Below are 12,931 nucleotides of genomic sequence, written 5' to 3'. Positions count from 1 at the left end.
CAATGATCTTAAACCGATAAGGTGTGTTTTGCACCATTTGCGCGCTTTGCGTGCACTCAATTGCGTGGGTCGTATTTTTTACCGGCGGGAACCCGAAATGGCTGCTGGTTGTTTCTTCCGGCGGACCGCATGGCGCGGCGCTGTTTTGAGGGACCACATGATCGAGAAGCTTTTCACCAAATTCTCCAACCAGATCGCCCATCTCACCGGACTACCGCTGACGTTTGCGGTGTGTTGCCTGATCGTCATCGTCTGGGCGGTGAGCGGGCCGTTCTTCAATTTTTCCGACACCTGGCAGTTGGTGATCAACACCGGAACCACGATCATCACCTTCCTGATGGTGTTTCTCATCCAGAACACCCAGAATCGGGACGGCGCCGCGATCCAGGCCAAGCTCGACGAGTTGATACGTGTTAGCGAGGCCAAAAACACCTTCATCGGCATCGAGCACCTGACTGAAGCCGAGGTCCAGGAGATCCGCGCCAAATGCGAGGTCGCGGCGAGGCGGCATGACGACAAAGTCGCGACCATGGCCGCAAAGAAGGTCGTGGCGGCAAAACGCAAACCGAAAAAAGAGGTGGCACGAAGCGCCGGCGGCTGAACCCGCAGTCAATCTCCGACAGTTCCGCCGGTGTTCGAGTTATGTGATACGGACAGTAGCCAATGTTCCGGGCATGCTCATCGCTTCATGAACGCCGCGAATGCATCCTTGTGGTCGGGGTGCCAGCGCGACAGGGCAGGCCGATTTTCGATGATGTCGCCGATGGCCCAGGCCATGCGCTTTTCGTCCATGGGCCGCGCCGCCTCATTGTCGGGACACAGGATGTAGAAGTCGCCCCTGACCAGCGATTCCAGCATGAAATCGATCACCTGCTCTCCGGTCCACGCTCCCGCCGGCTTTTCCGTCGCGCCTTCGGTCAGGCCGGTATAGGTGAAGCCGGGGATGAGTAGATGCGCCGACAGGCGGGCGGCGGGCTCATTGCGCAGCGCATGCGCCAAGCCTTCGGTAAAGGTCTTCACGCCGGCCTTGGAAACGTTGTAGGCGAGGTTGCCGGGCGGTGTGGTGATGCCTTGCTTGGAACCGGTGTTGACGATCAGGCCCGGCCTGGCCGACGCCAGCATGCGCGGCGCGAAGGCTTCGACGCCATGCACGATGCCCCAGAAATTGATGTCGAGCAGCCGTTTCCAGCCGTCGCGGTTTTCCCAGGGCTTTCCCGGGTTATCGCCGACGCCGGCATTGTTCATCAGCAGCGAGACCTCGCCGAAAGCCCCGAACGCCCGGTCGGCGAGACGGTCGACCTCACCGGCCTTCGAAACGTCCGATGCGACGGCAAGCACGGCGTCGTCGCCGGCTATCGCGGAGACGGCCCGCGAGGCATCGTCGAGGCGCGGCCCGCCGATGTCGGCCAGCACGATCTTCATGCCCATCAGCGCCAGCCGTTTGGCCGCGGCAAGGCCGATGCCGCTGGCGGCGCCAGTGATGACGGCGGCATTGCCCTGGCCAAGGGCGGGAAGGGCGATCTGAATCTCGGTGTCGGCGATCATCGGCGATGGTTTCCTTTTTTGATGGCGCCGAACTTAGCGCCGGAATGGGCTTGCGCAAGCCAGCGTCGGGGCGTGTCGGGTTGACCAGTCCGGTCGCGGCTGCGCATGCTGCGATGCCAAAAAGGAGATTTCCGATTGACGGATTGGGTTGCAATTCTGAAGGAGCAGACCGCCACCGGCGACCAGATGGGGCGCGAGGTGCCGCAGATGCTGGCAAACCCCGATATCAGCGAAGCCCAGGTGAAGACTCTGTTTTCGGCGCTCGAAAAACAGGCCGAGTTCGTCGAGAAACTGCGCATGGCGCTGGAAAAATTCGGCCATGATTTCTCGATCATCAAGGCGGCGGAGCGGCTGGAAGAGCGCTATGCCGATCTGGCCGCTTCCGTGGCGGAAAAGCTGAAGGCGATGCGCGGTTAAGCAATTCCACGAAGTGTGAAGCGGTTTGCCCTCCGGGATCGCGACAGGCAGATGGCTATTTTTCGATCACCCGCGCAAAGCGCGTGTCCGGCACCAGCCAGATCAGGGCGACGGCGACATAGAGCGCCACTCCGATCCACCGGTCGAGGAAGGTTAGCCCAACGGCCGCTATGTAGACGGCGAGCGAAATCCTTCCCTTGCGATCGCGGCCGATTGCCTTGGCGAATGCGGTGTCCGGCCCATGCTGCCGATGCAGCGCAATGACCAGGATGCTGTAGGCGGTCGCACACATTACAAGGTCAAAACCATAGACCGCGACCGGAACCGCGGCGAAATGGTTCTCGCCCATGAAGGCGGTCGTCACCGGCATCAGGGACAGCCAGAACAGCAGATGCAGGTTCGCCCAAAGCACGCGGCCGTCGACACGCTGCACGGTATGGAACATGTTGTGCAAATTGTTCCAGTAGATGCCGACATTGATGAATGAAAGCACGTAGCACAGGAAGACCGGCCACTGTGGCAGCAGCGCCGAAAAATCCTCGCCTTCCGGTACCTTCAGGTCCAGCACCATGATGGTGATGATGATCGCCACCACGCCATCGGTGAATGCCTCGACCCTACCCTTGCCCATGATCACCACCCGTCCACGACGAATTGCCGAAAGAAAGTAGATCGTTAGCGGATGTTGGCACGCCGATAAACGGCGTACACAAAATTGCTCAGCTATATCAGGGGAAACTTCCACGCCGGAACCAGTGAACGTGGTGATCGGCCTTGGCAACTTGTTGACTTTTCCCGGCCCGGCCTCTCCGTTGCGATGCAGTCCTGGCCGAGGCCGTCGAACGGCCGGCGCTCGAACCGAGGGACTGATGAGACCTCGCTGTCCTGCTTGCGATAGCGACCGCCGTCTTCGGGACATCCGCCGCGGCCTTCGCCATGGCGCCCACACCACGACGAGCCTCAACTATGTACCGGGCCCGGCGCGGGATACGTTTTGCGATCATCGGCTTGCCTGGCCGGGCAACGCCCACCGTGGTGTCAGGAGCATGGTCGTCGACCGGAACGTCGGCGGTGAGGACGCGTTAACGTCGCGACCCCTGAAACTGGTGACGAGGTTGGCCATGGCCTTTCGCGATCTGGCGCAAACTCACAACGAAGCCGGCAGCGACGTCCTCGCGATCCCGACTGTCGCGGCGATGATCGCGGTGCTGTTTGCCGGCAGCACGGTGCTGACCCCCCTCTATATCGTCTACAAGCAGCAATTCGGCTTTTCGCAGATCACCTTGACGCTGATCTACGCGGTCTATGTCGTCGGCAATCTCGGCGCCCTGCTGGTGTTCGGCAGCGTTTCGGATGTCATCGGGCGCCGGCCGGCGGCGCTTGCAGCCATGATCGTCGCCGTCATCAGCGCGGTTGTGTTCCTGTTTGCCGGCAATGTCGCGTCGCTCGATGTTGCGCGGATCCTGAGCGGGCTTGGCATCGGCGTGGGCGCCGGGACGGGAACCGCGTGGATCGCCGAGCTGCTTCCAGAGGCCGGCAAGTCGCGCGCCAGCGTCATCGCCACCAGCACCAACTTTGTCGGCCTGGGTTTCGGGGCGCTTGTTTCGGGGCTGCTTGCCCAATTTGAGCCGTGGCCATTGCGTCTGGTCTTCATTGTCTACCTGGCGGCGCTCGCGGTGGTGACGATCCTGGTCTGGCGCACGCGCGAAACGGTGAGGCAGCCAGGCGGCCTTGGCAAGGTCTCCATGCGGCCGCGGCTTTCGGTGCCGGCGCAGATCCGCTCGCGCTTCGTGGCGCCGGCGGTGACCGGGTTTGGCGCGATGGCGCTGGTCGGCTTCTATGCGGCGGTGGCGCCGAGCATCCTGGCGCAGCAACTGCATGAGGCCAACCACGCCGTGGCCGGTGCGCTGTTCTTCGAGCTGGCGATGGTCGCGGCGCTCAGTATCGTGGTGCTGGCGCGGATGGGGAGCAGCAAGGCGATGCTGGCCGCGCTGGCCTTGATGATCCCAAGCGCCGTGCTTGTGGTGGCGGCACAGATGCTGGCCTCGATGGCGCTGATGATCGCGGCGACCGCCTGCTGCGGCGTGGCGGCAGCGCTCGGCTATCGCGGCGGCCTGCAAGTGGTGAACGAGATCGCGCCGCGGGATCGCCGCGCCGAGGTCGTGTCCAGTTTCTTCATCTGCTGCTTTGTCGGCAACGCCTTGCCTGTCATCGGCATTGGCATCGTGTCGACTTATGCCAGTGCTGTCGTCGCGAGCCTGGCCTTCGCGGCCATGATCATCGCGTTCGCGCTGGTGGCGCTCGCCTTCGGGCTCAGACAGAGGCGCTGAGACCGCCGCGCCAGCCCGGCAAGGCAGACCGCATCAGCCGTTCGGCGTTTCAGGCGCCATGTTCGCCCGCTGACGCGGCACGCCAAGCCCGGTGTCGGGCGGTTCGCCGGCAGCCGGCCTGTTCTCGATCATGCGCAAGCCGCGCCAGCCGCCGAAGCGGTAATAGATCGCTGCCAGGATCAGAGACGTGATCGAACCGGCCGGAAAACTCCACCACAGCGCTTCCTCGCCGATCACGCCGCGCATGTAATAGGCAAAGCCGGTGCGCACGACGAGCACCGAGATCACCAGGATGATCAGCGGCGGCATCACGGCACCCGTGGCGCGCACCGTGGCGAACAGCACGATGGTGATGCCGAACAGGATGAACGACCAGGAAGCGACCGTGTTGATATGGGCGGCGATATCGATCGCCGCGCTGTCGCTGCTCAGGAACAGGCTCAGGATCGAACGGTCGAAGACCCATAGCAGCGCGACGAGGGCTCCGGTCAGGACAAGGTTGAAACCGACGCCAGAGGTGGCGATGCGGCCGATCCGGTCCCACCGGCCTGCGCCGACATTCTGCGCCGCCATGGACGAGACCGCGGCGCCGATGGCGAGCGCCGGCATCTGGATGTAGGTCCAGAGCTGCGCGGCGATGCCGTAGGCGGCGGCGACCTGCGAACCGTAGGAATTGACAATGCCCATTACCGTCAGGGCAGCCGCCGAGATGACGATCATCTGCAGGCCCATCGGCACGCCCTTGAAGACGACAATGCGCAACAGCGCCGGATCCGGGCGCAGCAGGACGAGATTGGCGCCGGCCAGCCGCAACGGATGCTTGCGCGCATAGAGCACGACGAGGATGGCGACGACGCTCACGGTCTGGCCGATCAGCGTCGAGGTGGCGGAACCGGCGATGCCGAGTTCAGGAAACGGGCCGATGCCACGGATAAGCAGGGGATTGAGCACGATGTCGAGCACGACCGCCAGCGCCATGAAGATGAAGGGGGTGCGTGAATCGCCCGCTCCGCGCAGCACGGTCATGACGAAGGACAGAAGGTTCATCATCGGCACGGCGACGAAAATGATGCGCAGGTAGGAGCGTGCGAGCGGCAAGGCGTCGGCCGGCGTGCCGAGCGCGCCCAGGATGGCGTCGACCCAGATCCAGCCGCAGACCGCGAACACCACCGAAACGAGGAAGAAGAAGGTGGCGCTGGTGCCGACGATGCGGCGCGCCTCGGCCAGGTCGCGAGCGCCGACCGCCTGCGCCACCAGGATGGTGGCCGCCATGCCGATGCCGAACACCGTGCCGAGGATCAGGAACAGGACGAGGTTGGCGTTGGACGTCGCGGTCAGCGCCGACTCGCCGAGGAAGCGGCCCACCCAGACGGCATTGACCGAGCCGTTCAGCGATTGCAGCACGTTGGAGCCGAGCACCGGCAAGGCGAAGAGCAGCAGCGTGCGTGGGATCGGGCCGCTGGTCAGGTCGCCGGTACGCCGGCGTGCGGGCATTTTTTCGTCCATGGCGGGCAACCTGGCAAGTGTGACTCTGGCCCGCGAGGATATCGCAGGCCGGACCGAGATGCACCCTGCGCCGAGGAGCAGTGACCGTACGATCGGGCCCAGGCTCGATCGCGGGCGGCGCGCTGAAGGCGGCAGTCCGCTTGCTCTGATCCACTCATTCTCAAGTCTTGCGGAATGGGATATTGGTCCTGAAACTGGCGCCGCATTCCCCGAGACCCTATGCATAACCGGGGGGGTGCTCAAGCGGACGGGCCAGGCGCGCCCGTTTGAGCAGTGATCGTTACTTCTTGCCGAGACCCGGCAGCGTGACCTGATAGACCAGGAACATGGTGTCGACATCGGCGCCGTCATCGGCCTTGTAGGCGGCGCCGACCTGGAAGCCGTCCTGGGCGAGGAAGTCATTGTCGTTGCCGACGAACAGGAAATAGTCGTCGGGCAGATTCGGATCGAGAACGCTGGCCAACGACATCGCTTCCCACTTCTCCGAAAGCTCATTGTGGTCCTTCGCGCCGCCATTGTGCAGGCCGAAGTGGCCAAGCGCGGTGGCGTCGTTGATGTCGATGAACGGCGTCAGCTTGGCCGGCGTCACCGAGGGATCAAGCACGCCCTTGGGTGCGACCGGCTTGTCGGCCGCGTCGAAGGCGCCGCCCGCGATGTCGGTCGCGCCGGAGACGTCGGCGATGTTGATCTGGCGGTAGAGCGAAGCGTCACCCTTCTTCAGGCCCTGGCCGTTGCCGCTGTCGCGCGTCAGCATCAGGAAGGATGTGTCCGAAAGCGCCACGATCTCGCTCTGCGCGGCGATTTTGGTCTTGCCCTTGGCATCCTTGAACACCGGCAGCGGCACGACATATTCATGCGCGAGCTTCAGATGGGCGAGGTCGGAAGCATCGTAGACCAGCGCCCGCGTGTTCTGCCGTGTCGAGGGTGAATCGCCGCCGTCCTGCCTCGGCGCCGACTGCAGCACGGCGATCAGGAACTTGCCGTCCGGCGTCATCGCCATGCCTTCGAGGCCCTGGTTGTTCTGGCGCCCGGTTTCGGGATCCTTCGGATCAGGGTCGGCGGCGCCCGGGCCGGGGTTGTCGGAGGAGAAGTTCGGCGCTCCCTTGCGCATCGGCACGAGGGCCGCGGGCGGCTGGGTCGCCGACATCAGGCGGCCTTGCGCGGAGAACCTGTAGATGTTGGGGCCGTACTCGTCGGAGATGAACATCGAGCCGTCCGGCAGCCGCACGATGGCTTCATTGTCGAGCGCGAGCTTGCCATTGGTGGCGACGGGCAGCATCGGCATGTCGCCGGCCGCGGCGCGTACGTCCGACAGCGGATCGAGGCCGGTGGCATCGGCGCCCTTGTCGTCGGTCAGAAGCATGCTGTCGGCAAGCGTCGCCTTGACGCCCGTCTGCTCCTGGCCGGCCGCGGAAGCAGCGCCCGGCGCGGCAGGCGTGAATTCGATGGCGATGGTGTTGAGGCGCGGCCGGTAGTCGGTGGTGCCGGCGACATTGTAGCCACGGTCGGGCAGGAGCCAGAGCGATCCCTTGTAGATGCCGGCATCATGCGTCCAGCCCGACATGTCGATCGCCATGCCCGAGCCCGAGCCGAAGGTCTCGCCGAACTTGTCGCGCTGGTCGGCCGGGATGCGGCCGACGCCGACGAGGCCCTTGTTGATATAGGCCACGCCATCGGCAAGCGCCGGGGTGAGGGCGGTGAACAAGGCCAGCGCGACGCCAAGCGAGGCGGATCGGTGCAGGGGTTTCATGGACAATCCTCTTTATGACGAAGCACGCCGGAGCGGCCGAAGGAAAATCAAGAGAGGTGCCGCATCGATGATGCCGCGCGTGCCTCCCCGAAAGCGATCTAAGGCGTCAACATGATGCTTGCGTGACAGTGCGCGATACGGGTCCGCCGGTATCTCCATGTGCGGTTAAAAAAAAGCTGGAGAGCGGGATTTGTGACCTCCCATGGAGCGTGCCTGGCCTATTAGACACTTATGTCTAGTACGAATATGGTGCCGGCTTCGACCGGACCGGGAGGGGAAGCCTTGAAGCCGCGCTATCGCGCAGTGGTCATCGGGGGTGGCGTTGTCGGCGCCTAGGGCGGATTTGCCTACACGATCGGCAAGAGCGTCGCGCTGGCGTTGGTGGACGACGGTTTCGCCGGGGAGGGGATGGCGCTTTGNTGCCTACACGATCGGCAAGAGCGTCGCGCTGGCGTTGGTGGACGACGGTTTCGCCGGGGAGGGGATGGCGCTTTGCGTGCACATTGTCGGCGTCGAACGGACGGCGCGGGTCATCGCGGCCTCGATCTACGATCCCCGACGCAGGGCGGTGCGGCAATGAGGAGGAGTTTCTGATGGTCGATGACGCTGCACGGGATACGAGGCGCGAACGCCGGCGCGGGCGCATGGGCGAGGCAGGCAGCGAATCAAGCCGCAAGCCCAATTACCGGTCGCTGAAGAATCCATTCCTGCCGCAGCCGATCTTTTCCGACGACCAGGTAGCGTCGATCCACGACACGGCGCTGCGCGTGCTGGAGGAACTGGGCATCAAGGTGCTGCTGCCCGAGGCGCGCGAGGTGCTCGCCCGCGCCGGCGCCCTGGTCGACCCCGACACCGACATGGTGCGCATCGGCCGCGACATGGTGGCGGCAGCCTTAGCCTCGGCGCCGCGATCGATCCACGCTTATGCCGGCGCGCGGGCTCGCGACCTGTCGCTTGAACTGGGCTCGATGACGTTCCTGGCTGGCTCCGGCGCGCCCAATGTCACCGATCTCGAGCGCGGCCGGCGGCCCGGAACGCTGGTCGCCTTCGAGGAGTTGATCAAGCTGGTGCAGCATTTCGACGTCTTGCACATGCTGGGGCCGTGCATCGAACCGCAGGACATCGACAATCGTTTCCGCCACTATGCAGTCAACCGGGCGCAGCTGACCCTGTCGGACAAATTCCCGTTCGTTTTCGCGCGCGGCACGCCGCAGGTCGATGACAGTTTCGAGATGATCAGGCTGGCCCGGGGGCTGTCCGAGGACGAGTTCCGCTCGGGCGCGCATTGCTACACCGTCATCAACACCAACTCGCCGCGCCAGCTCGACATCCCGATGGCGCAAGGCATCATCGATTTCGCCAAGGCGGGCCAGGTCCTGATCATCACGCCGTTCTGCCTAGCGGGCGCGATGGCGCCGATCACCGTGGCCGGCGCGCTGACCTTGCAGCATGCCGAAGCGCTGGCCGGGCTGACGCTGGCGCAGATCGTGCGGCCGGGCGCGCCGGTGGTCTACGGTTCCTTCTCCTCCAATGTCGACATGAAATCGGGCGCACCGGCCTTCGGCACGCCGGAGCACGTGAAGGCGACATTGGGTGCGGGCCAATTGGCGCGCTTCACCGGTCTGCCCTGGCGCTCGGGCGGCGGCAGCGCGGCCAACGTTTCGGATGCGCAGGCCGCGCACGAGACGCAGTTCGCGCTGTGGGGCTCGGTGCTGGCCGGCGCCACCGTCTGCATCCACGCGGCCGGCTGGCTGGAAGGGGGCTTGAGCGTTTCCCTGGAAAAGCTGGTCACCGACATCGAGGCGCTGCAGACGGTCGCGGAGCTTTGTGCGGCGACCCCTGGCGACGACGACGCGATTGGCTTCGAGGCGATCGCCGAAGTGCAGCCGGGAGGCCACTTCTTCTCGGCCGGCCACACCATGGCGCGCTACCGCACCGCCTTCTACGAGCCGCTGGTGGCCGACTGGTCGAATTTCGGCAACTGGACGCAAAGCGGGTCGAAGACCGCGACCGAACGCGCCACGGGCATCTGGAAGCGCACCCTTGCCGATTTCACGCCGCCGGCTGCGGCCGCCGCCACGTCAGGCGTGCTCGACGCGTTCATCGCGCGGCGCACGGAAGAGGGCGGCGCGGCGCCGGTGTCGTGAGATAGTTGCAGATCCATCATCCCGAATTGCGGCCGTGATCCAGGAACCCGCGGCGCGTCCCGCGCATTCATGGATGCGGGCCAATGCCTGGCTCCATCCGCGAGCCGTTGAGGGAGGACGACATGGGTTTCGACCAGTACCACGAACCGCCGGAAGAACTGTCGCAGGAAGTGCGGACCTTTGCCCGTATGATCACCTCGCTGATCGAGGAGGCGGAAGCGATCAGCTGGTACGAACAGCGCATGTCGGTCGAGAAGAACCCGCAGGCCAAGGCGATCATGAAGAACGCGCAGAGCGAGGAGTTCAAGCATTTCGGCATGGACCTAGAATTCCTGCTGCGCCAGAAAACGGATTGGCGCGTGGAACTGAAGGAAATCCTGTTTACGACAGGGGATATCGTGAAGGCCGGGGAGCGGGGCGAGAAGAAGGTGGATTGAGGCGGGACGTCAGCCTTCGAGGCTGGCAGCCTCACACTGGCAGCACGAACCCGTCCAGCACGCGCTTCTGGCCGGCCTTGTCGAAGTCGATGGTCAGCTTGTTGCCCTCGATGGCTGAAATGTTGCCGTTACCGAATTTCTGGTGGAAGACGCGGTCGCCCACGCTGAAGGCGGACGGCGTGTCGGAGACGGATTTGGCGACCAGCTCGCCGTCGATGGTGCGGCCCTTGACGCTGGTGCGGCCGGCGCCATAGCCGGAGTCTGTTTCACCATAGCCGATGCGTTCGACCTGATGGCCCGAGCGCGTGCCCCAGTTGCGGTCGGTCGCCCCGGTGCGGTTGGCCTGCGCGCGCTGCCAGCCCGGCGTCGAATAGGTGTTGGAGAAGGCGCCGGATTTTTCCCCGCCGCCCGAATTGCCGCCAATATTGTCGAAGCGCGAGGCGCCATACGGGTTCTGTCTTCCTGCCGCCTGGCCGCCGCCACGGCCGGATGCGAACGAGCCGCCGCCATACGGATTGCCGTAGCCGCCATAGGAGTTGCCGGCTTCGGCGACTTCGACATGAGCTTCCGGCAGTTCCTCGAGGAAGCGCGACGGGATGGTCGATTGCCAGAGGCCGTGGATGAGGCGGTTGGAGACGAACCAGATATGCAGGTTCTTCTTCGCCCGCGTCAGGCCGACATAAGCGAGCCGCCGCTCCTCCTCCAGCCCCGAACGGCCGCCTTCGTCCAGCGCGCGCTGATGGGGAAAGAGACCTTCCTCCCAGCCGGGCAGGAAGACGGTCTCGAATTCGAGGCCCTTGGCCGAGTGCAGCGTCATGATGGAGACGGCATCGAGCCCGGCATTCTGCTCGGCATCCATGACCAGCGCGACATGTTCGAGGAAGGAGCGCAGCGACTCGTACTCCTCCATCGAACGGATCAGTTCCTTCAGGTTCTCCAGCCGCCCGGGGGCTTCCGCCGAGCGGTCGTTCTTCCACATGTCGGTGTAGCCGCTCTCCTCGAGAATGGTCTCGGCGAGTTCGGTGTGCGGCGTGGCTTCCAGCGCCTTTTGCCAGCGTTCGAAATTGGACGCGACCTCGCGCAGCGCGGCGCGCGGTTTCGGCTTCAACTCGTCGCTTTCCGCGAGTGTACCCGCCGCCTCCAGCATCGGGATGCGCAAGCCGCGCGCCGTGTCGTGGATCTGGCGGATGGTCGCTTCGCCCAAGCCACGCTTGGGCACATTGACGATGCGCTCGAAGGCGAGGTCGTCGGTGCTGTTGGCGACGACGCGGAAGAAGGCCAGCGCGTCGCGGATTTCCATGCGCTCGTAAAAACGCGGACCGCCGATGACGCGGTAGTTAAGGCCGAGCGTGATGAAGCGGTCCTCGAAGGCGCGCATCTGGAACGACGCGCGGACCAGGATCGCCATGTCGTTCAAATTATGCTTCTGGCGCTGGTAGGCCTCGATGGTCTCGCCGATGGCGCGAGCCTCCTCCTCCGAATCCCAGGCGGCGTGGACGTTGACCTTGCCGTCCTCGGGATCGTTGCGGTCGGTGAACAGCGTCTTGCCGAAACGGCCCTCATTGTAGGCGATGAGATGGGAGGCGGCGCCCAGTATGTGCGCGGTCGAGCGGTAGTTGCGCTCCAGCCGGATGATGGTGGCGCCCGGAAAATCCTTGTCGAAGCGCAGGATGTTGTCGACCTCGGCGCCGCGCCAGCCATAGATCGACTGGTCGTCATCGCCGACGCAGCAGATGTTGACTCTGTTTTCGCTCACGGGCTGTTCCGCGCCTGCCGGCGCGGGCCCTCCGCCCCATCTTTTTTGCGCGCCTTTGGCGTCGCGGGAGGGGCCTCGCAACGGCTCGGACGCCCGGTCGGGCTTGCGGCCTTCGGCCGTACGCACATCTGTCGGCGTCGAGTTGTTACGTCCTGCATCCGGCCGCTGTGCCAAAAGACGCAGCCACATGTATTGGGCGGTGTTGGTGTCCTGGTACTCGTCGACGAGGATGTATTTGAACCGCCGGTGATAGTCCTTCAGCACATCGGGATTGGCGCGGAAGATGCGGATCGGGTGGCAGAGCAGATCGCCGAAATCGCAGGCGTTCAGCGTCTGCAGCCGCTCCTGATAGGCCTTGTAGAGCTCGCGGCCCTTGCCGTTGGCGAAGCTGCGCGCATCGCCCTCGGCGATATCGGCCGGACCCTGGCCCTTGTTCTTCCAGCCGTCGATCATCTGGGCGAACTGCTTCGCGGGCCAGCGCTTGTCGTCCAGGCCCTCGGCCTGGATCAGTTGCTTGATCAAGCGCACGACGTCGTCGGTGTCGAGGATGGTGAAGTCGGACCTCAGGCCGACAAGCTCGGCGTGGCGGCGCAGCAGCTTCACGCCGATCGAGTGGAAGGTGCCGAGCCAGGGCATGCCCTCGACATTGCCTTCGCCTATCAAAAGGCCAATGCGCAGTTTCATCTCTCGCGCCGCCTTGTTGGTGAAGGTGACGGCGAGGATCTCTGACGGCCAGGCCTTCTTGGTGGTGAGGATATGGGCGATGCGGGTGGTCAGCACACGGGTCTTGCCGGTGCCGGCGCCGGCCAGCACCAGAACCGGGCCTTCAGTGGTCTCCACGGCCAGCCGCTGCTCGGGATTCAAGCCCCTGAGATAGTCGGGCGCATTGTTTTGGCCGCCGCGGGCAGCCATGGCGCGCGCGGCAATGCCCGACGGGGCCGTGGGCCGCGCATTGGGTTCATCGAAAAAGGGCATGTCTTCGGAAAAGCCGGACATCTCCCCCGAATGTAGTGATTCGGGAGCGAAAGACCAGAACTGTCTAC

The 12,931-nt window shown here is 64.5% G+C and carries 11 protein-coding genes; 6 read left to right on the top strand and 5 right to left on the bottom strand.

Annotated features, from left to right (window positions below):
* Nucleotides 1-157: 157 nt before the first annotated feature.
* The gene (locus X739_RS163385; protein ID WP_031240724.1) at nt 158-601 is read left to right on the top strand and encodes a low affinity iron permease family protein; all 444 of its coding nucleotides are present in this window, start codon (nt 158-160) and stop codon (nt 599-601) included.
* Nucleotides 602-678: 77 nt separating this feature from the next.
* On the opposite strand, the gene X739_RS163390 is transcribed toward X739_RS163385, so the two are convergent.
* Nucleotides 679-1,545 (bottom strand): SDR family NAD(P)-dependent oxidoreductase, encoded by an 867-nt coding sequence (locus tag X739_RS163390; protein ID WP_023769684.1) that lies wholly within the window; start codon nt 1,543-1,545, stop codon nt 679-681.
* Between the two features lie 135 nt (nt 1,546-1,680).
* Between X739_RS163390 and X739_RS163395 the strand changes: the two genes are divergently transcribed.
* On the top strand, nt 1,681-1,962 hold the full coding sequence (locus tag X739_RS163395) for a hypothetical protein (protein ID WP_023792142.1): 282 nt from the start codon (nt 1,681-1,683) through the stop codon (nt 1,960-1,962).
* A gap of 55 nt (nt 1,963-2,017) precedes the next feature.
* On the opposite strand, the gene X739_RS163400 is transcribed toward X739_RS163395, so the two are convergent.
* Nucleotides 2,018-2,593: a TMEM175 family protein gene (locus X739_RS163400; protein ID WP_023769686.1), complete on the bottom strand. Its 576-nt coding sequence runs from the start codon at nt 2,591-2,593 to the stop codon at nt 2,018-2,020.
* Between the two features lie 490 nt (nt 2,594-3,083).
* On the opposite strand from X739_RS163400, the gene X739_RS163405 reads away from it, so the two are divergent.
* Nucleotides 3,084-4,292 carry an MFS transporter gene (locus tag X739_RS163405; protein WP_023792137.1) on the top strand — a complete coding sequence of 403 codons (1,209 nt, stop codon included), beginning with the start codon at nt 3,084-3,086 and terminating at the stop codon, nt 4,290-4,292.
* Nucleotides 4,293-4,325: 33 nt separating this feature from the next.
* Here the strand turns inward: X739_RS163405 and X739_RS163410 are convergent, their stop codons facing one another.
* Both X739_RS163410 and X739_RS163420 read right to left on the bottom strand, forming a co-directional pair.
* A complete protein-coding gene (locus X739_RS163410) occupies nt 4,326-5,786 on the bottom strand; it encodes an MATE family efflux transporter (protein WP_245273767.1) in 1,461 nt (486 codons plus the stop codon).
* 292 nt (nt 5,787-6,078) lie between these two features.
* Nucleotides 6,079-7,548, bottom strand: a complete 1,470-nt coding sequence (locus X739_RS163420; RefSeq protein ID WP_023792127.1) for an esterase-like activity of phytase family protein — start codon at nt 7,546-7,548, stop codon at nt 6,079-6,081.
* A 343-nt stretch (nt 7,549-7,891) separates the two neighbouring features.
* Here X739_RS163420 and X739_RS1000000171310 point away from each other — a divergent pair, with 343 nt between their 5' ends.
* The 3 genes from X739_RS1000000171310 to X739_RS163430 all read left to right on the top strand — a co-directional run bounded on the left by X739_RS1000000171310 (nt 7,892) and on the right by X739_RS163430 (nt 10,132).
* Nucleotides 7,892-8,128, top strand: coding sequence for a glycine cleavage T C-terminal barrel domain-containing protein (locus tag X739_RS1000000171310; RefSeq protein ID WP_156939813.1), 237 nt, complete (start codon nt 7,892-7,894; stop codon nt 8,126-8,128).
* A 13-nt stretch (nt 8,129-8,141) separates the two neighbouring features.
* The gene (locus X739_RS163425; RefSeq protein WP_023792120.1) at nt 8,142-9,695 is read left to right on the top strand and encodes a trimethylamine methyltransferase family protein; all 1,554 of its coding nucleotides are present in this window, start codon (nt 8,142-8,144) and stop codon (nt 9,693-9,695) included.
* 122 nt (nt 9,696-9,817) lie between these two features.
* The gene (locus X739_RS163430) at nt 9,818-10,132 is read left to right on the top strand and encodes a hypothetical protein (RefSeq protein ID WP_015317239.1); all 315 of its coding nucleotides are present in this window, start codon (nt 9,818-9,820) and stop codon (nt 10,130-10,132) included.
* Nucleotides 10,133-10,163: 31 nt separating this feature from the next.
* Here X739_RS163430 and X739_RS163435 read toward each other — a convergent pair whose 3' ends face one another.
* Nucleotides 10,164-12,884, bottom strand: a complete 2,721-nt coding sequence (locus X739_RS163435) for a UvrD-helicase domain-containing protein (protein ID WP_023792117.1) — start codon at nt 12,882-12,884, stop codon at nt 10,164-10,166.
* Nucleotides 12,885-12,931 lie beyond the last annotated feature (47 nt).

It is taken from the genome of Mesorhizobium sp. LNHC209A00 (assembly GCF_000502915.1).
In the GTDB taxonomy this organism is placed as follows: Bacteria; Pseudomonadota; Alphaproteobacteria; order Rhizobiales; family Rhizobiaceae; genus Mesorhizobium.
This window is presented reverse-complemented; position numbering and strand designations above follow the sequence as displayed.

Excerpts from the sequence above, each read along its gene's own strand:
- X739_RS163385 (WP_031240724.1), top strand. The coding sequence starts at position 158 with ATGATCGAGAAGCTTTTCACCAAATTCTCCAACCAGATCGCCCATCTC.
- X739_RS163390 (WP_023769684.1), bottom strand. The coding sequence starts at position 1,545 with ATGATCGCCGACACCGAGATTCAGATCGCCCTTCCCGCCCTTGGCCAG.
- X739_RS163400 (WP_023769686.1), bottom strand. The coding sequence starts at position 2,593 with ATGGGCAAGGGTAGGGTCGAGGCATTCACCGATGGCGTGGTGGCGATC.
- X739_RS163405 (WP_023792137.1), top strand. The coding sequence starts at position 3,084 with ATGGCCTTTCGCGATCTGGCGCAAACTCACAACGAAGCCGGCAGCGAC.
- X739_RS163410 (WP_245273767.1), bottom strand. The coding sequence starts at position 5,786 with ATGCCCGCACGCCGGCGTACCGGCGACCTGACCAGCGGCCCGATCCCA.
- X739_RS163420 (WP_023792127.1), bottom strand. The coding sequence starts at position 7,548 with ATGAAACCCCTGCACCGATCCGCCTCGCTTGGCGTCGCGCTGGCCTTG.
- X739_RS163425 (WP_023792120.1), top strand. The coding sequence starts at position 8,142 with ATGGTCGATGACGCTGCACGGGATACGAGGCGCGAACGCCGGCGCGGG.
- X739_RS163430 (WP_015317239.1), top strand. The coding sequence starts at position 9,818 with ATGGGTTTCGACCAGTACCACGAACCGCCGGAAGAACTGTCGCAGGAA.
- X739_RS163435 (WP_023792117.1), bottom strand. The coding sequence starts at position 12,884 with ATGTCCGGCTTTTCCGAAGACATGCCCTTTTTCGATGAACCCAATGCG.